Annotated in this window: 11 protein-coding genes and 1 pseudogene; 9 read left to right on the top strand and 3 right to left on the bottom strand. The window is 72.3% G+C overall.

Features of this window, described 5'->3' with window-relative positions; translation table 11 throughout:
- Positions 1-7: 7 nt before the first annotated feature.
- From A6302_RS02070 to A6302_RS25975, 3 genes are read right to left on the bottom strand one after another with little or no spacing between them, the layout of a single operon-like run.
- Positions 8-1,084, bottom strand: coding sequence for an LLM class flavin-dependent oxidoreductase (locus A6302_RS02070; protein WP_069305647.1), 1,077 nt, complete (start codon positions 1,082-1,084; stop codon positions 8-10).
- 25 nt (positions 1,085-1,109) lie between these two features.
- The gene (locus A6302_RS02065; RefSeq protein WP_069305646.1) at positions 1,110-5,729 is read right to left on the bottom strand and encodes a type I polyketide synthase; all 4,620 of its coding nucleotides are present in this window, start codon (positions 5,727-5,729) and stop codon (positions 1,110-1,112) included.
- On the bottom strand, positions 5,726-7,750 hold the full coding sequence (locus A6302_RS25975; protein WP_083255421.1) for an AMP-binding protein: 2,025 nt from the start codon (positions 7,748-7,750) through the stop codon (positions 5,726-5,728). Before A6302_RS25975 ends, A6302_RS02065 begins: the two co-directional genes overlap by 4 nt.
- Positions 7,751-8,278: 528 nt before the next feature.
- Between A6302_RS25975 and A6302_RS02055 the strand changes: the two genes are divergently transcribed.
- The 9 genes and pseudogenes from A6302_RS02055 to A6302_RS25970 form a co-directional block, all read left to right on the top strand.
- A complete protein-coding gene (locus A6302_RS02055; protein ID WP_083255420.1) occupies positions 8,279-12,892 on the top strand; it encodes a non-ribosomal peptide synthetase in 4,614 nt (1,537 codons plus the stop codon).
- The gene (locus A6302_RS02050; protein ID WP_069305644.1) at positions 12,889-13,794 is read left to right on the top strand and encodes a class I SAM-dependent methyltransferase; all 906 of its coding nucleotides are present in this window, start codon (positions 12,889-12,891) and stop codon (positions 13,792-13,794) included. Before A6302_RS02055 ends, A6302_RS02050 begins: the two co-directional genes overlap by 4 nt.
- The gene (locus tag A6302_RS23970; protein WP_245293868.1) at positions 13,791-14,315 is read left to right on the top strand and encodes an aminotransferase class III-fold pyridoxal phosphate-dependent enzyme; all 525 of its coding nucleotides are present in this window, start codon (positions 13,791-13,793) and stop codon (positions 14,313-14,315) included. The genes A6302_RS02050 and A6302_RS23970 overlap by 4 nt, the downstream gene beginning before the upstream one ends.
- A 94-nt stretch (positions 14,316-14,409) precedes the next feature.
- Complete coding sequence (locus tag A6302_RS23965; protein ID WP_245293867.1) at positions 14,410-15,270, top strand: aminotransferase class III-fold pyridoxal phosphate-dependent enzyme; 861 nt, start codon at positions 14,410-14,412, stop codon at positions 15,268-15,270.
- Positions 15,267-15,500: an MbtH family protein gene (locus tag A6302_RS02040; RefSeq protein WP_069305643.1), complete on the top strand. Its 234-nt coding sequence runs from the start codon at positions 15,267-15,269 to the stop codon at positions 15,498-15,500. Before A6302_RS23965 ends, A6302_RS02040 begins: the two co-directional genes overlap by 4 nt.
- Entirely contained in the window at positions 15,497-16,009 is a 513-nt protein-coding gene (locus tag A6302_RS02035) for a hypothetical protein (protein WP_069305642.1), read from the top strand. Before A6302_RS02040 ends, A6302_RS02035 begins: the two co-directional genes overlap by 4 nt.
- Positions 16,006-16,575, top strand: a complete 570-nt coding sequence (locus tag A6302_RS02030; protein WP_069305641.1) for a siderophore biosynthesis protein — start codon at positions 16,006-16,008, stop codon at positions 16,573-16,575. The genes A6302_RS02035 and A6302_RS02030 overlap by 4 nt, the downstream gene beginning before the upstream one ends.
- 69 nt (positions 16,576-16,644) lie before the next feature.
- Positions 16,645-17,097 carry a beta-ketoacyl synthase N-terminal-like domain-containing protein gene (locus A6302_RS23960; RefSeq protein WP_245293866.1) on the top strand — a complete coding sequence of 151 codons (453 nt, stop codon included), beginning with the start codon at positions 16,645-16,647 and terminating at the stop codon, positions 17,095-17,097.
- Positions 17,055-17,983 (top strand): annotated as a pseudogene (locus A6302_RS25970) (beta-ketoacyl synthase N-terminal-like domain-containing protein); the annotation flags it as partial. The gene A6302_RS23960 and the pseudogene A6302_RS25970, both read left to right, overlap by 43 nt.
- Between the last annotated feature and the right edge of the window lie 42 nt (positions 17,984-18,025).

The raw sequence follows: 18,025 nt of genomic DNA, 5'->3' as shown, positions 1-18,025 counted from the left end.
TCTCCGTTCAGACCGCGACGGCGGCGCGCGCCGCCGGCCGGATCGAGGCCGTGTCGGCGGCAAGGCGGGCCAGATGCGGCAGGCCGGCCATGACGAGGTCGTGGTCCTGCACGAAGTCGATCAGGCAGGCGATCTCGTCGACCCCGGCGCGGGCAAGGTTGTCCACCATCGGCCGGCAGCTCTGCGGCGTGCCGATCAGCGAGCGGCCGTTCATGAAGCCCTCGACGCCGAAGCGCAGCAGGCTGTCGAGATCGTCGCCGCTGAAATCCTCCGGGCGCAGGTCGAGGCCCATGCCGCGGGCAAGGCTCTGCAACAGATCGTAGTGGGTCTTCAGATAGTCGGCGAAGGGACCGATCACGTCGGCCTTCACCTGATCGACATCCGACCCGAGGAAGGTGTGGATCATCAGCGAGACGGTGCCGGCCTCCGGGTCGTGGCCATGCCTGGCCAGCGAGGCGCGATAGGCGCGGATCTTCGGCGTCACCTCGTCCAGCGTCTCGCCGAGCAGCGAGGTCAGCACGTTGATGCCGCGCCGGCCGGCCTCGACGAAGGATTCGGTCGACTGGCAGGCCACCCAGAAGGGAATCTGCGGCTGCAACGGCCGCGGCAGCGTCCTTGCCGCCACCACATTGCCCTCCGCGTCCTCGAAGGACACCGCCTCCCCGGCCAGCAGCTTCACGAGCTGGTCGTAGCTGCGCCACATCAGGCTGCGCCGGCTGCCGTGCGGCTCGCGCGACAGCACGAACTCGTCCATCGTCCAGCCGGAGGCGATGGCGATTCCCGCCCGGCCGCCGGACAGGTTGTCGACCATCGCCCAGTCCTCGGCCACCCGCACCGGGTGATGCAGCGGCAGCACCACGCTGCCGGAGCGCAGCTGGATCCGCTCCGTCACCATCGCCAGCGCGGCGTGGATCATCGCCGGGTTGGGATAGAGCCCGCCGAAGGCATGGAAATGCCGCTCCGGCGCCCACAGGGCCTCAAGGCCGTTCGCGTCGGCGAAGCGCGCGCTGTCGATCAGCAGGCGGTAGCTGTCGGCGCGCGGACGCGAGCCGTCGCCGTCGAAGTAGAAGAGACTGAATTTCATGCGTTTTCTCCCTTGCGGGCGGCTCTCAGGCCGTGCGCCCCGCGCTGTCCGTCTCGCCGTCGCCGGCTTCCAGATCGTCCCCAGCTTCCAGATCATCGATGAGCGCGCCGACGAGGTCGCGCTCGGCCTGCGCCGCGACAAGCGCCTCGCGGATCACGCCGGCGATGCCGGCGACCGTCGGCGCCTCGAACAGAAGCGCGCGCATCGGCAGGTCGACGGCAAAGCGCCGCCGCAGGCGGGTCACCACCTGGATTGCCAGCAGCGAATGGCCGCCGAGTTCGAAGAAATTGTCGGTGGCGCCGACCCTCGGGAGGCCGAGCAGCTCGCCCATCACCTCGGCGACCGCCGCCTCCACCTCGTCGCGGGGCGCCACATGCTCAGCGGCCGGCGTCCTGTCCGCCGCGCCCTCGGCCGGATCGGCGAGCCGGGCCGCGTCCAAGAGCCGCCGCGACAGGTCGCCGGGCGTGATCGCCGCGCGGACGACCTGCGGATTGGCAAGCAGCACGCGCGCCGCGCGCCAGACCTCGTCCGCGGTCATCGCCCCGGCGGCAAGGGCCCCGGCCGCGACGTCAGAACCCGCGCCCTCGCGCCCGCCGTCTTCATGGACCACATCCCAGTCGGCCACCTGCCAGACGGTACCGTCCGAGGCCTGCGCACGGTCGGTGACATAGGCGTCGAGGAAGGCATTGGCCGCGGCATAGGCCCCGAGCCCCGGCCCCCCGGCCAGCACCGACAGCGACGACTGCACCAGCACGAAGGCCGGCGGCCGACCGGCGAAAGCGGCGCCCAGCGCCTTCAGACCGGCGATCTTGACCGCGAACAGGTCGTCGGCATCCTCCCGCCGGCTGCCGCCAAGCGGCTGGTGATAGGCATCGCCCATGGCCGCGGCGTGGAAGACGCCGTGGACCGGCCCGAGACGCGCCTCGGCCTCGGCAAGACGGTCCCGCACCCAGTCCGCATCGCCCAGCGGCCCGGAGAAGACGAGGAGATCGCGGCCGGTCTCGCCGAGATCGCGCAGCGCCCGGATCGCGCGGCTGATCGCGTGGGCGGGGCTGTGCGAGGCAAGCCAGCGGTCCCATTCGTCCGCCGGCGGAAAGCCCGAACGCGTGAGGAAGACGAGGCGGGCGCCGAGATGCTTGACGAGGGCGGCGCCGAACACCAGCCCCAGCCCGCCGGTGAGGTCGCCGGCCACGAGATACGTTGCCCCCGCCCGCAGCAGCGGCACGTCGTCGGCAGGCACGAGCGGCGTGGCGGCAAACCCTTGCTGCCAAAGGAAGCCGCCGCGCAGCGCACTTGCCGCCGTCGCCGTGTCGAACGGACCGACCAGCGCCCCGGCAAGGCCCGCGACGGGCTGACCCGTCTGAAGATCGCCGGCCTCGATGTCGAGGGTCCGGCAGGCCGTGCCGGACAGTTCCTGCGGCAGCACGCGGGCAAACCCCAACGCCATTGCCGCGTCCGGATCGAGCCGTTCGGCACCCGTGACCTGCTGCAGGCCGCTGCCGACGAGGGTCAGCAGCGACGGGCGCAAGGCGAGGTCGGACAGCGCCTGCCCGAGGGCGAACGCGCTCTCGAACAGGCCGCCGCCCGCTGCGCCAAGGCCCGCGCCGAGAATGATCTGGTCGGGCTCCCATCCGGCGACCGCGAGATTTTCCAGAAGCTGGCGGTGATGGCTGGCATCGGTCGGATCGAGCGTGTAGCTCCCCCCGCCGCCGGCAAATCCGGTGCCCGCCGACGCGCGGATCACGTCGATGCCGGCCGGCAGCTCGCCGATCGCCTGCACCAGCGCCTCCTCGCCGATGATCAGCCAGCGCGCGGAGAGCGTGCCTTCGGCCCTCCCCGGTTTCGGCAGGCGCTGCCAGACCGGCTGGTGGAAGAAGTCCTCGACCCGGGTGGACCGCACCGCGGCCTCGGCCCCATCGGTCGGAGCGGCCGAGGTGCGCGAGGGCATGGCCCCGATCCAGTGCGGGCGCCGCTCGAACGGATAGGTCGGCAGGCTCACCCGCCGCCGCGTGCCCGCCGGGTGAAGCCGCGTCCAGTCGATCTCGGCGCCCATCGTCCAGAGCCGGCCGAGCGCGAGCAGAACCTCCTCGCGGGCCTCCGCCCCGCCCGCCGAGTTCGGCAGCGACGCGGCCACCTGGACTTGGTCGCCGAGCTGCCGGCGCGCAAGGCCGGTGAGCACGTCGCCGGGGCCGACCTCGAGCAGCAGCGGCGTGCCGAGATCGCTGAGCCGGGAAAGCCCCGGCCCGAAGCGCACCGCGCTGCGCAGATGCCGGACCCAGTAGCCGGGATCGGTCGCGTCCCGCGCCGTCAGCCAGTCGCCGGTGACGTTGGAGACGATGTCGATCCGCGGCGGGGACAGCCGCACGCCTGAAAGCGCTGCCGCGAAGGCGCCGAGCGCCGGCTCCATCATCGCCGTGTGGAAGGCGTGGGACGTTGCCAGCTGCCGGCACGGAACGCCCTCCGCGGCGAGCCGCCCGGCGGCAGCGCGAACTGCGTCCAGCGAACCGGCCAGCACGGTTGCGGCCGGCCCGTTGACGGCGGCGACCTCCAGATCCGGCGCCTTTGCGCGCGCCGCGTCCTCGGGGAGCATCACGGCCAGCATGGCGCCCGGCGCGCAGAGCTGCATCGCCCGGCCGCGCGCCGTCACGACCCGCATCGCGTCGTCCACCGTGAACACGCCGGCGAGCGTCGCGGCGACATATTCGCCGATGCTGTGGCCGAGCAGCGCGCGCGGCCGCAGCCCGCGATCGAGCCAGAGCTGCGCCAGCGCATATTCCACGGCAAAGAGCGCCGGCTGGGTGTGTTCGGTGCGGTCGAGATCCGCCGCATCCGAACCGGCCGAGCCGAGGATGAGACCGGCGAGCTCCGCCCCATTCGGGATCGCGGCCATGCAGGCGTCGAAGGCCGCGCGGAACACCGGTTCGGATTCGTGGAGCGCCCGGCCCATGCCGGGATGCTGGGTGCCCTGCCCCGGAAACAGGAAGACAAGATCCGGCGCATGGCTTGGCGCCGACCCGGTAACGACCCGGGCGCCGGTGCCCGCCGCGAGCAGCGCCGCCGCTCCGGCCGTGTCCTCGGCAAGGCAGGCCAGGCGCTCGGCCATCGGCCGGCGGCCGGTCTGGAGCGTGAAGGCGGCATCGGCGAGTGCCGGCGCGGTGTCGCTGGCCAGCGCTCCGGCGAGCGCGCCGCGTTGCGCGGCCAGAGCTGCCGGCGTGCGGGCCGAGAGCGTCAGAAGCTGCGGGCCGGTGTGCGCGTCTGCGACGGCCACAGGCTCCGGCCCCTCCTCGACGATCAGGTGGGCGTTGGTGCCGCCGATGCCGAAGGAACTGAGCCCGGCCCGGCGCGGCCGTTCGCCCTGCCGATCCCAGGCGCGCGGTGCATCCACCACCCGGAACGGGCCGGCGGCAAAGGGACAGGCCGGATTGGCCGCGGAGAAATGCGCGGTCGCCGGCAGGCGGCCATGGCGCATCGCCAGCAGGATCTTGATCAGGCCGGCAACGCCGGCTGCCGCATCCAGATGCCCGACGTTGCCCTTGACCGAGCCGAGCGCGCAGTCCCGCCCCGCCTCTGCGAAGGCCGGACCATAGGCGCGGTTCAGAGCCGTCACCTCGATCGGATCGCCGAGCGCGGTGCCGGTGCCATGCGCCTCCACATAGGAAAGGGTCGCCGGATCGATCCCGGCGGCGGCAATCGCCGCCTCGATCACCGCCGCCTGGCCGCTGACGCTCGGCGCGGTGATGCCGACCTTCTGCGCACCGTCGTTGTTGACCGCCGAGCCGAGGATCACGCCGTGGATGGTGTCGCCATCGGCGCGCGCGTCGCCGAGCCGCTTCAGCACCACGGCGCCGACGCCGCTGGTGAAGACGGTCCCGGCCGCCGCCGCATCGAACGGCCGGCAGACGCCGTCCGGCGCGGTGATGCCCTCGCGCTGGTGGAGATAGCCTTCGGGCTTCGCCTTGCCGATCGCAACCCCGCCGGCAATCGCCATGTCGCAGTCGCCGGAGAGCAGGCTGCGCACTGCGCTGTGGATTGCCACCAGCGACGTCGAGCAGGTGGTCTGGATTCCGCAGGCCGGACCGTCGAGGTCGAGATGGAAGGCGACGCGGGCGGCGATCATGCCGTTGGCATGGGCAAGCGCCACCTGCACCGGGTCGAGATCGTCGGCCTCGGCCGCGCCGTGGACCCGCACGAGATGGTCGGTCAGCGCACCGCCGGCAAAGACGCCGATCCGTCCGGCAAAGCGCTTCGCGTCATGGCCGGCGTCCTCCAGCGCGCTCCAGGCGCAGTCGAGGAATGCCCGCTGCTGCGGGTCGAGCAGCATGGCCTCGCGCGGCGCATAGCCGAAGAAGGCCGCGTCGAAACCGGTCGGATCGGTGAAGCCGCCCCAGACCGGCACCTGGTCGGGGCCGGCCCCCGCCGCGTCCACCGCCTGCAGGCCGCTGCGGCCTTCGTCGAGCAGGCGCCAGAAGGCGTCCGGGTCGTCGGCGCCGGGAAAGCGCCCCGACAGGCCGACGATGGCGACCCGTTCCTCGCGCTCGCGGCGATAGGCCTCGATGCGGCGGCGGGCGTCCTGCAGGAGGGCCAGCAGCGGCCCCTCCCCGCCGGCAGGCACGGCCCCGGTGATGTCGTCGCGGGCATGGGTCATCGGCGGTCACTTTCGGCAGACTGGAACGGGGAAGACATCCGGGGACGCACCCCGTGGGGCGGTTCGGCGCGCAGCAGGCGCTGCAGCGCCGCGATCTCGGCGGCGAGTTCGCCGGACAACGCCACGGGGGGATCGGCGGAGAGCCGCGCGTCGGCCGGCGTTCTGTGCGGTTCGGGTTTCACCAGAGCCTCTGGCGATGCCGCGTCGCTGACCAGCCGGCCTGCAAGATGATCGGTGAGTGTCCCGAGGGTGGGGAATTCGAACAGCAGCGTCGGCGCGGCGACGAGGCCGAGTTCGCGTTCGATCGTCGCGCCGAAGCCGGCGACCGCCACGGAATCAAGCCCGAGATCGAAGAAGCCGGTATCCGGCGACGGCAGCTCGCCGTCCGGCAGCCCCGCAAGCCGGGCCACCTCGGCGGCGACCCGCTGCCGCAGCAGGCTGCCCTGCCGGGCGGGCGGCAGATCACGCAGTTCGTCCCGCCAGGTCGTGGCACCCGCCGGGGCCGGGTCCTCGGCGACGAAGGCCGCGTCGTGACGCGCGACCGCTGGCAGCGTGCCGTTGGCAAGCCCCTCGCGGCAGGCAAAGCGCCGGACCTTGCCGCTCGGCGTGCGCGGCAGGCTGCCGGGCCGGATCAGCGCGACCACGGCGGGCGCAAGGTCGTGGGTCCGCGCGATCGCGGCGCGGATCGCCTCGAACACCTCTGGCGCGTCGAGCCGGCGCATCGCCTCGCGCTGCACCTCCACGACCAGGCCAAGGCGTTCCTCGCCGTCGATCTCGACCGCGAAGGCGCCGGCCTGTCCTTCGGTCAGCGCCGGATGCGCGGCGGAGGCCGTCGCCTCGATGTCCTGGGGCGAGTAATTCTCCCCGCGTACGACGATCACGTCCTTGAGCCGGCCGGTGACATAGAGCTGGCCGCCGAGAACGAAGCCGAGATCGCCGCTGCGGAACCAGGCGCGCCCGTCGCCGAGCGAGCGGCCGAAGGTCGCGGCGTTCTGCTCGGGTCGCTGCCAGTAGCCGGGGGAGACATTCGGGCCGGAGATCCAGATCTCGCCGACCTCGCCGTCTGTCCGCCGCTGCGCCGTGTCCGGATCGACGATGGCGATATCGAGGCCCGCCACCGCCCGGCCGCAACCGGTGAGCTCGATCATGTCCGGATCCGTGCCGCCGATGACCGGGCTCGGCGCCACAGCCCGGCCCTCCCTGGCGAGCCCGTCGCGGCGAACCGAGAGATAATGCGGCGGGTCGGCGACCGGATTGCCGGTCACGAACAGCGTCGCCTCGGCCATGCCGTAGCAGCAGTGGAAGGTCTCGCGGCGGAAACCCGCCGGCGCGAAGATGGAGGCAAAGCGCTCCAGCGTGCGCGGCCGGATGGTCTCGGCGCCGGTGAAGGCGATCCGCAGCGACGACAGATCGAGACCGTCCAGCGCCTCGGGCGTTGCCCGGCGGACGCAATGGTCGAAGGCGAAGTTGGGGCCGCCCAGCATGGTCGCCCGGATGTGCGAGGCCATCGCCAGCCAGCGCAGCGGCCGGCGCAGGAAGGCATTCGGCGCCATCAGCGCGGCCATGTAGCCGTCGTGGACCGGCGAGAGGATCGTCCCGATCAGCCCCATGTCGTGATAGTGCGGCAGCCAGCTCGCCATCCGGTCGTCCGGGATGATCTCGTAGCCGCGGCTGATCTGCCGGAGATTGGCGATCATGTTGCCATGGGTGATCGCCACCCCCTTCGGCTCGCTGGTGGAGCCGGAGGTGTATTGCAGGAAGGCGAGCGCCTCCGGCGCGCGGGCCACGGCCGACACCGACAGGCCGGTGACCTCGAAGGGCAGCGAGGGGTCGGCAGCCTCCGGCGCAAGGCAGCTGCGGCAGTCCGGAAGCTCGCTGAGCAGCGGCCGCATCGCGTCCAGAAGCTCCGGCGCCGCCAGCACGCCGGAGACCCCCGCGTCGAGCGCCACATGGCGCCAGCGACCCAGCCCCTCGGACCGCCGCGGCGGCGGCACCGGCACCGGCACGACCCCCGCCAGCAAGCATCCGAGGAAGGCTGCGACGAAGCCGAGGCGGCCGGATAGACTAGAAGCGCTCTAGCTTCGGTTGCATAAGCCCCTGACATGGAAAGCGCCGAGGCGACGCCCATGGCGCGCTCGTGCAGCTCCTTCCAGCTCCACGAATCGCGGCGCGACAGGGCCGGCTCTGCCGCCTCGTCGTGGAAGAAGCACATGGCTTTCCGATCGGGAGTTGCGTTGGCTCTTCCCTCAAGTATTTGGGATATATTCGTAAAATTTTTGGTATCCATGGCGATGACCGCCGGATTCGGGCTTTCGCTGTCCTGCATGGATCCTCGCATTCGCATCCGGTCACCGCGCCAGAGCGGGTCGTCGGGTGACGGAAAGGGCGGAAGCGGCCGGGGCATGCCCCGCGCTGGTCTTCGAGCCGGCGCTTGCGACCGGCAACCGGCAATTGCCGCTTGAATATGATTGTTGAATCCAATAGTCAACTTTCAAGGCGTCGTCAGGACGCGTTCGGCACACCGCCGGAGCAAGATTTTGGAGGGACCGATGAGCGTCGTCCGAAGCTCGTTGGCACATGCCGCACCGTCCGAGCTGCAGGCCGAATCCGCCTCGGAATCGGCAGCCCCGGCCAAGGACGGCGAGGGAATCGGACCCTTCCTTGCCGACCTCGCGCAGCGTGGCATCGCGCTGCGCGCCGAGGACGGCCGCCTGAAGTGCGCGGGGCCGGATGCGGCGCTCACCGCCGAGATCACCGCCGCGATCCGCAGCCGCAAGTCGGAGATCCTCGCCCATCTCGCCGCCGCCCCTCGTCCCGGCGCGCTCATCGCCCGCAACGATTCCGCCCCGCCGCTGTCGGCGGCCCAGCAGCGCCTCTGGTTCCTGGAGCGGCTGCGGCCGGGCACCACCGTCAACCACATGGTCTTCGTCTTCGAGGCCGACGGCGTCCTCGACCACGACGCCCTCTGCGCCGCGCTGCAACGGGTGGCCGCCCGCCACGCGGTGCTGCGGACCCTGATCCGCGACGTCGGCGGCGAACCGCAGCAGACCGTCGTGTCCGACATCGAGATCCCGGTCCTCCGTCATGACCGCCGAGGCGGCGCAAAGAGCGAAACGCGGTTGCACGACCTTGCCGCCGCCGAAGCGGCCCGCCCCTTCGATCTCTCCCGCGAGCCGCCGCTTCGCCTTGCCCGCTACGATCTCGGGGAGCAGCACGCGCTGCTGGTCTTCACGCTGCACCACATCGCCGCCGACGGCGGCTCGATCGACCGGATTTCGGCGGAATTTTCGGCCTTCTACACAGAGGCCGTCGGCGGCCCGCCGGCCGCTCTGGCCCCGCTCGCCGTGCAGTATGGCGATGTCGCCGCGGCCGAAGCCGAGCGCCTGTCCGGGGCGGACGCCGAGCGGCTGCGCGCCTTCTGGCGCGACCATCTCGGCACGCCGCCACAGGTGACCCGACTGCCGGCCGATTTCTCCCGCCCCGCCATCCAGGATCACGCCGGCGCAAAACACCGGATCGAGATCCCGGCCGACCTCGCCGCAGCCCTGCGCGGGGTCGCACGCGAGGCCGGTGCGACACCCTTCGCCGCCCTGTTCACGCTCTTCGCGATCCTCGTTGCCCGCCACACCGGGCAGGACGATCCGGTGATCGGCACGCCGGTGGAGGGACGGCAGGCCGCTGGGACCGACCATCTCGTCGGCCTGTTCGTCAATCCGCTGCCGATCCGCCCCCGGCTCGTCCCCGAGCACGGCTTTTCGGCCAATCTCGCCCGGGTGCAGGCCACCCTGTGGCAGGCGATCGCCCACGGCGACCTACCGTTCGAGGCGCTGGTCGCCGACCTCCAGCCGGAGCGTGACACGGGCGCAAGCCCCTTGTTTCAGCTCAAGTTCCAGTTCGATCCGGCCCGCCCGGCGACGACCACCCTGCCCGGCGTGACGCTGCGCCGGCTCCCGATCGACGACCGGCTTGCCCGCCATGACCTCAGCCTCGACCTGCGCGACGACGGCGCGCGGATCGTCGGCGAGATGGAATATGCGACCGCGCTGTTCCGCGCCGAGACCATTGCTGCCCTCGCCCGGCGCTTCCTGAACCTCATCGCCGCCACCGTCGCCGACCCGGCGCGCCCCGTCGCCGATCTGCCCATGCTCGGCACGGACGAGACCGCCCGCCTTGCCGGCTGGAACGACACGGCCCGGTCCTTCGATCCGCAGGTTCCGATCCACGCCCTGATCGCGGCGCGGGCCGCCGCCGATCCGTCGGCGATCGCCCTCGTCCACGACGACGGCACCACCGTCCACGAGACGACCTATGGCGAGTTCGACCGGCAGGCGGGCCGTCTCGCCCGCCGGCTCCTCAGCCTCGGCGCCGGCCCGGACAGCGTGGTCGCCATCGCGCTCGAACGGTCGCCGGCGATGGTGGTCGCCTGGCTCGCGGTGCTGAAGGCGGGTGCGGCCTACCTGCCGCTCGACCCTGCCCATCCGGCCGAACGGATCGGCTACATGCTGGCGGATTCCGGCGCCCGTCTCGTCGTCAGCCGCCGCGGCCTCGCCCTGCCCGGCGACCTGCCGCGCCTCGACATCGACATGGAAGCCGGCAACGACGCGGAGCCTGCGGAAAGCCTGCCGGATGTCCACCCGGACCAGCTCGCCTACGTGATCTACACCTCCGGCTCCACGGGCCGTCCGAAGGGGGTCGCGGTCGCCCATCGCGGCCTCGTCAACCTCACCCTCGACAAGATCCGGGTCTGCGACGTGCATCCCGGCGACCGGGTGCTGCAGTTCTTCAGCTTCGGCTTCGACGCCTCCATCCCCGAACTGGTAATGTCGCTCGCCGCCGGCGCCGGCCTCGTGCTGGCGCGCGCGGAGGATCTGCTGCCCGGTCCGGGCCTTGCCCGTCTTCTCGTCCGCCACCGGGTGACCCACGTCACCATGACCCCGTCGGCCCTCGTCGCCCTCCCGCCCGGCCGTTTTCCTGACCTCCGGCTGGTGCTGGTCGGCGGCGAGGCGCCGTCACCCGATCTCGTCGCCAGCTGGAGCCCGGGGCGAAGCTTCGTCAACGCCTACGGCCCGACCGAGACGACGGTGAACGCCAGCATGGTCGCCTGCGGCAACGGCCTGCCGGCCGAGCCGACCCTCTGGCCGGCCGCCAACAAGCAGCTTCATGTCCTGGATGAGCGGATGGAGTTGCTGCCGCCCGGCGTTCCCGGCGAACTCTTCATCGGCGGCACCGGCCTTGCCCGCGGCTATCTCGGCCGGCCGGACCTCACCGCCGAGCGCTTCCTGCCCGATCCCTTCGCCCCGCCCGGCACGGCCGGCACGCTCTACCGCACCGGCGACCGCGCACTCCGTCTCGACGATGGCCGCATCCGCCTCCTCGGCCGCATCGACCATCAGGTGAAGATCCGCGGCCACCGCATCGAACCCGGCGAGGTCGAGGCCGTGCTCGCCGGCCACCCGGACGTTGCGGCCGCCGCCGTGATCGTCCGCGCCGATGCCGGACGCGATCCCCGGCTCGTCGCCTATGCGGTCGCCCGCGACGCGGCCTCCCGTCCGGCGACGAGCGCCATGCGGTCCTGGCTCGGCGAGCGGCTGCCCCGCTTCATGGTGCCGGACGCGCTGGTCTGGCGCGATCGCCTGCCGCTCACCGTCAACGGCAAGCTCGACACGGCTGCCCTTCCCGCGCCCGATCTCTCCAGCCGGACCGCGGGCAGGCTGCCGGAGGGCGCGACGCAGACCGCGCTCTCCGGCCTTTTTTCCGATCTTCTCGGCGTGCCGCAGGTCTGTGCCGACGACGACTTCTTCGAGCTTGGCGGCCACTCGCTGCTGGCGACCCGCCTCGTGGCGGCCGCGCTGGACCGCTTCGGCATCGAGCTCAGCGTCCTCGACCTCTTCACCGGGCCAAGCGTCGCCGCGCTCGCCGCCCGGATCGACGCCCGCCTTGCCGGCACGGCCACCGCCACGCCCGGTGCCGTCGACACCGCGTGGGCGGCCGACGTGCGCCTCGACGCGGCCATCCGTCCGGCCGACGTGCTCCGCCCGCACGCCGGCCTGCGAGAGGTGTTCATGACCGGCGCCACCGGCTTCGTCGGCGCCTGGCTGCTGCGGGAGCTACTGGCGGACGGCACGGCCGTCGTCCACTGCCTGACGCGCACCGGCGGCCTGGACCGTCTCAGGGAGGTCCTCTCCGGCTATGGCCTCTGGCGTGAGGACTTCACCCGGCGCCTCCACCCGGTCGCCGGCGATCTCGCCCTGCCGGGCCTCGGCCTTGCCGACGAGACCCGCGCCGCGCTGCTGTCAAGTGTGGATGCGGTGATCCACAACGGCGCCGAGGTGAACCACCTCCTGCCTTACGACCGTCTGCGAGCGACGAATGTCGAGGGCACGCGCGAGATCCTGCGCTTCTGCTGCGCGGGCGGCCTGCCGCTGCATCATGTGTCCTCGCTCAGCGTGCTGCCGGTCGCGCCCCTGCCCGGCCGGCCGGTGTTCCACGAGGACGACGACCTTGCCGCCTATCCGCCGCCCGCCGGCGGCTACAACCGCACCAAATGGGTTGCCGAACAGCTCGTCGCCGAAGCCGGCCGGCGCGGCCTGCCGGTAACGATCTACCGCCCTGGCCCGGTCTCCGGCGACAGCGTCACCGGCGCCTTCAACGCGACCGACGTGTTGTGCCGGATGATGCAGGGCTATCTGCGGCTCGGCATGGCCCCGCGCGGCGCCGTCCATCTCGACGTGATGCCGGTGGACCATCTCGCCCGCGCCATCATGCATCTTGCCCGCAAGCGTGAGGACAAGGCCCGCACCTTCCACCTCATCCACTCGCGGCCGGTCTCCTCCGATCTCCTGTTCGAGGTCGCCGCCGACATGGGCCTGCCGGTCCGCCGGGTCGGCAACCGCGAATGGCGCGCCGCCCTCAACGACATCGCCCGCGGCGATCCGGACCATCCGCTCTACCCGCTGGTGGTCCTGTTCGGCCCGCGCGCGGAGGAGGCGACGTCGGAGGCGCCGGCCGACCTGCCCTTCGACTGCCGCAACAGCCTCGCCGCCCTCGCCGACGCCCCGTTCGAGGAGCCGCCGCTCGACCGCGCGCTGCTTGCCACTTACCTCGCCGCCTTCCTGCGCACCGGCGCGGTCGCGGCCCCCGCCTCCGGAGACCTGACGCCATGACCCACGCCCAAGGCGACTACGACACCTGGGCCTCGCTCTACGACGAGACCCTTGGCCCCGACTATTGCCGGGAGAAGCTGGGCTTCCTGGAGCGCAACCTGATCCCCGGCCTGCCGCCGGGCGCCCGCGTGCTGGACCTCTGCTGCGGCACCGGCCAGCTGATCGTTCCGCTTCTGGAACGCGGCTATGCGGTCACCGGCCTCGACGGCTCGGCCGACATGCTGCGCCATGCCCGCCGCAACGCGCCGGCCGCCACCTTCGTGCAGGCCGACGCCCGCGACTTCGCCTTCGAGGCCCCGTTCGACGGCGTGCTCTGCACCAGCGCCTCGCTCAACCACATGCCGAGCCTCGACGATCTCGGAAGGGTGTTCGCCTGCGTCGCCGCCTGCCTGCGCCCGGGCGGGGTGTTCGTCTTCGACCTCAACCATCCGGCCCAGCTGCAGCGCCACTGGCGCGGCCAGCCGGCCGAGGGCGACATCCGCCCCGACCACGCCTGGCTGATCACGCCGCGCTACGACCCGGCCACCCGCGCCGGCGCCTTCACCGTCGACATCTGGCGCCGCCCGGGCGACGAGACCACCAGCACCGCCTTTCCGAGGATGCTCTGCGCCTTGCTCGGCGTCTGGCGGTTCCGGCGCCTGCGCCGGCGGATGCTCGCCCGCTTCTCGGTGCGCCGGCCCAGCTGGCAGCACCGGGCCGAGACATACCCGATCCATGGCCACGACCTTTCCGCGGTGACCGCGCTGCTGGACGCGAACGGCCTTGCGGCCCGGATCGAAACCGTCGGCGGCGACCGTCCGCTCGATGAAGATCACGCCGCGCACTTCGTCTGCACCAAGAGGGCTGCAGCGACCACATCCGCCGCGACGGCCCCCATCGCCGAAACGGGAGCCAGCCGATGAACGTCGCCCCCGCCCGCAGCGACGCCCCCGTCGATGCCGCCGCCATCGTCGCCGACTTCTGCCGCCGCACGCCGGGCTCGAAGGCGGCGAGCGCGGACAACCGCCGCGTTCTCGCCGACAAGAGCTCGATCGGCATGGCGTTTTCGCCGGAGGTGAAGGAGGCCTTCTACCCGGTGGTCGCCGCGCGCGCCGACGGGGCCTTCCTCTGGGACGTTGACGGCAACCGCTATGTCGACGTGCTGATGGGGCTCGGCACCAACCTCTTCGGCCACAACCCGGACTTCGTGCGCGAGGCGGTGGCCGAGCGGCTGCGCAAGGGCTTTCCGATCGGCCCGCAGTCGGAGCTCGCCGGCGAGACCGCGGCCCTCTACACCCGGCTGACCGGCATGGAGCGGCTCACCATCAGCAACACCGGCACCGAGGCGGTGATGACGGCGATCCGCATCGCCCGCACCGCGACCGGCCGCGACCGCATCGCCCTCTTCACCAATTCCTACCACGCCACGCCGATCCGACCCTGAACCGCGCGCCGCGACTCGAATACCTGCGCAAGGGCGCGATCCTGCGCGCCGCCGGCACCCGCTGGAGCGGCTTCAGCCGCTGCTGCGCCGGCTGATGTTCACCCGCGCGACGCCGGCGGTTCCGGGCATCCCGCAGTCGGTCGCGCGCGACGTGCGCCTGTTCGACTACGGCAATCCGCGCACGCTGGACGTGCTGAAGCGGCAGGCGCACCGGCTGGCGGCCGTCGTCGTCGAGCCGGTGCAGAGCCGCTGCCCGGAAATCCAGCCGGCCGAATTCCTGAAGGAGCTGCGCGCCATCACGGAAAAGGCCGGCTGCCTGCTGATCTTCGACGAGATGATCACCGGCTTCCGCATCCATCCCGGCGGCGCGCAGGCGCATTTCGGCGTCGAGGCGGATCTGGCGACCTACGCCAAGATCGCCGGCGGCGGCCTGCCGCTGTCGATGGTCGCCGGGCGGCACGGCCTGATGGACCATATCGACGGCGGCGCCTGGTCCTTCGGCGACGCCAGCGCTCCGAGCGCGAAGACCACCTTCTTTGCCGGCACCTACTGCCGCCACCCGCTGGCGCTCGCCGCCGCACGCGCTACCGCCCTGAAGCTGATCGAGGCGGGCCCCGCGCTGCAGGACGGACTGAACGCGACCACCTCCGCGCTCGTCACCCGCCTCAACGCCCGGATGGCCGCCGCCGGCCTGCCGGTGGAATTCACCTGCTTCGGCTCCTTCTTCTCGATCGCACTCACCCGCAGCGCGATCGACGCCCGCGCCGTCAGTCTCCTGTCGATCCTGCTGCTCACGCGCGGGATTCACCTCAGGGGCGGCGACCGCGGCGGCTTCCTCTCCACGGCCCATGGCGCGGCCGAGATCGACCACATCCACGACGCCTTTGCCGACGGCCTCGAGACCCTCGCCGGCCTCGGCCTGATCCGACCCACCGACAGGAGGACCACACGATGACCGCCGCCGACGAGACGAACGAGATCGAGCACGACGTGGTGATCAGCGACGAGGGCCGCTACTCGATCTGGCCGACCTGGCGCGAGATCCCGGCCGGCTGGAGCGCCACGGGTTTTCGCGGCGGCCGGCAGGCCTGCCTCGACCATATCGCCGAAGTCTGGACCGACATGCGTCCACTGTCGCTGCGCCGGGCGATGGACGCCGCGGCCGGCGGGAGCAGCGCCTCGTGACGGTCGACGGCGCCGCGCTCCCCCGCGAGCGGCCGGGCGACACCCCCTCGGACGACGAGGGCGCCCGGCTTCAGCTGCTGCTGCCGGACACCCTCCCGGTGACGCTCGACCTTGCCGCGGCCGACCGGCTGGCGATGCGCGAGGCGCTCGCCGAGCTTCTGGCCGCCCTCGCGCTTGCCGACCGCACCGCCGGCCTCGCCCGGATCGAGCGGCTGCTTTCGCGTGTCGAGGACGGCGGTCTCCGCCCGGCCACGGTCACGCAGACGGGCACGCCGGCCGATGCGGCCAAGGTCGACGACTTCGACGCCTATTTCCGCGTCGACCGCGTGGCCACCGACCGTCCGGCCTTCGCCCTGCTGCGCGGCCTGCTCCAGACCGCGCGGGCGGTGATCGGCCTGTTCGGCCGCACGTCCGACCTCCCGCCCCAGCGCATGGACCAGCAGGTCGCCGGCTTCGTCGCCTGGTCGCGGCTGCTCGCCCGCAGCTGCGATCTGGGGGAGCTGTCATGACACGTCCGCCGCCGTCGCCGCTGGCGATCTGGCGGGAGTTCCACTGGGCCTTCTTTCTCGACGTGCAGGGGCTGATCCTCTGCCTCGGCCGCTTCGAGGCGCATCTGGCGGAGGGACGGCTGGCCGCCGCCGAGGAGGAACTCGACACCGCCTCGGTGCTGCTGACCGCCTCGGCCGCGGCCATGGAGATGGCGGCCGCCTTCACCCGCGAGGTCTACGAGACGACCGTGCGCGTCTCCATGACGCCGCCGACCGTCCGCTCGGAGGACTTCAGCGGCCTGATGTCGTGGGAACACGGCGTGCTCGTCAATCTCTGGCGCCGGCTGCGGCCGCGCTTCGCCGACCTGCCGGAGCAGCTTGCCCCGGCCCACGCCGACTTCGTGCGCGCCTACCGCGACCTGGCGGTGAGCCACACGGGGGTCTGCGCGAAATTCGTCGGGTCGCAGGCCGGAAGCCTGCGCTTCGACGACCGCACCGCCGTGGAGACCCTGCGCCGCTTCGGCCGCAGCCGCCTCGGCCTGATCGATCCGGATGGCCGGACCGGGGGATGCCCCTTCTCGTCCTGAACGGAACGAACTGGGCGACGCCCGGCCTGCCGGCGCCGCCTCACCTTCAAACCAGTCATGAGCGAACCGATGTCACAGACCCACCTCTCCGCCCCGGCGGCCCGCTCCGGTCTCGAGATCGCGGTGATCGGCATGGCCGGCCGCTTTCCCGGCGCTCAGGACGTCGCGGCCTTCTGGCGCAACCTCGTCGCCGGCCGCGAGACCATCGGCCGCTGGACCCGCGAGGAGGCGCTTGCCGCCGGCATGGACCCAGCCGAGGTGGAGGCCGAAGACTTCGTCCCGGCCGGCGGCCGTCTCGACGGCGCCGACCTGTTCGACGCGGGCTTCTTCGGCCTCAGCCCCGGCGAGGCCGAGATCCTCGATCCGCAGCAGCGGGTGTTCCTCGAATGCGCATGGACCGCGCTGGAGACCGCCGCTACGCCGGGCCCAGCCGCCCCGGCCCGGTCGGCGTCTACGCCGCCGCCGGCCTCAACACCTATCTGCTCCATCTTCTCGGCGACGCCCGCATCCGCCGCGAGGTGACGCCCTACGAACTGTTCGTCGCGAACGACAAGGATTTCCTCGCCACCCGCACCGCCTTCAAGCTGAACCTCACCGGCCCGGCCGTGACGGTGCAGACCGCCTGCTCGTCCTCGCTGGTCGCCGTGCACATGGCGGTGCAGGGCCTGCTGTCCGGCGACTGCGACGTGGCGCTCGCCGGCGGCGTCGGCCTGTCGCATCACCACGCTACCGCGCCCGCGAGGGCAGCATCCTCTCGCCCGATGGCCATTGCCGGGCCTTCGACGCCAAGGCGTCCGGCACGGTCGGCGGCAGCGGCGTCGGCGTCGTCGTACTCAAGCGCCTCGACGACGCGCTCGCCGACGGCGACACGATCGACGCGGTGATCCTCGGCTCGGCGATCAACAACGACGGCGCGCTGAAGGCGAGCTTCACCGCGCCGCAGGTCGACAGCCAGGCCGAGGTGATCGTCGCGGCCCTGACCGCCGCCGGCGTTACGCCCGACAGCATCGGCTATGTGGAGGCCCACGGCACCGGCACGCGGCTCGGCGACCCGATCGAGATCGCCGCGCTGACGAAGGCCTTTCGCGGGCAGACCGCGCGGCGCGGCGTCTGCGCGCTCGGCTCGGTCAAGACCAACATCGGCCATCTCGACACCGCCGCCGGCATCGCCGGGCTGATCAAGGCCGTGCTCGTGCTGCGCCACGGCCAGATCCCCCCGAGCCTCCATTACTCCGCGCCCAATCCCGAGATCGACTTCTCCGCGAGCCCCTTCGTCGTTGCGAGCCGGCTGGTCGACTGGCCGGCCGGCGACGGCCCGCGCCGCGCCGGGGTCAGCTCCTTCGGCATCGGCGGCACCAACGCCCATGTGATTCTGGAACAGGCGCCGGCGGCGACGCGCACGGAGGCGGCGGACCACCCCGCCCTCCTCGTCCTCTCGGCCCGCGACGAC

The organism is Methylobrevis pamukkalensis, from assembly GCF_001720135.1.
In the GTDB taxonomy this organism is placed as follows: Bacteria; Pseudomonadota; Alphaproteobacteria; order Rhizobiales; family Pleomorphomonadaceae; genus Methylobrevis; species Methylobrevis pamukkalensis.
The sequence above is the reverse complement of the archived record's forward strand: the minus strand, read 5'-3'. Positions and strand labels throughout refer to the sequence as shown.

Excerpts from the sequence above, each read along its gene's own strand:
- A6302_RS23960 (WP_245293866.1), top strand. The coding sequence starts at position 16,645 with ATGTCACAGACCCACCTCTCCGCCCCGGCGGCCCGCTCCGGTCTCGAG.
- A6302_RS02050 (WP_069305644.1), top strand. The coding sequence starts at position 12,889 with ATGACCCACGCCCAAGGCGACTACGACACCTGGGCCTCGCTCTACGAC.
- A6302_RS02070 (WP_069305647.1), bottom strand. The coding sequence starts at position 1,084 with ATGAAATTCAGTCTCTTCTACTTCGACGGCGACGGCTCGCGTCCGCGC.
- A6302_RS23965 (WP_245293867.1), top strand. The coding sequence starts at position 14,410 with ATGTTCACCCGCGCGACGCCGGCGGTTCCGGGCATCCCGCAGTCGGTC.
- A6302_RS23970 (WP_245293868.1), top strand. The coding sequence starts at position 13,791 with ATGAACGTCGCCCCCGCCCGCAGCGACGCCCCCGTCGATGCCGCCGCC.
- A6302_RS02040 (WP_069305643.1), top strand. The coding sequence starts at position 15,267 with ATGACCGCCGCCGACGAGACGAACGAGATCGAGCACGACGTGGTGATC.
- A6302_RS02030 (WP_069305641.1), top strand. The coding sequence starts at position 16,006 with ATGACACGTCCGCCGCCGTCGCCGCTGGCGATCTGGCGGGAGTTCCAC.
- A6302_RS02055 (WP_083255420.1), top strand. The coding sequence starts at position 8,279 with ATGAGCGTCGTCCGAAGCTCGTTGGCACATGCCGCACCGTCCGAGCTG.
- A6302_RS02065 (WP_069305646.1), bottom strand. The coding sequence starts at position 5,729 with ATGACCCATGCCCGCGACGACATCACCGGGGCCGTGCCTGCCGGCGGG.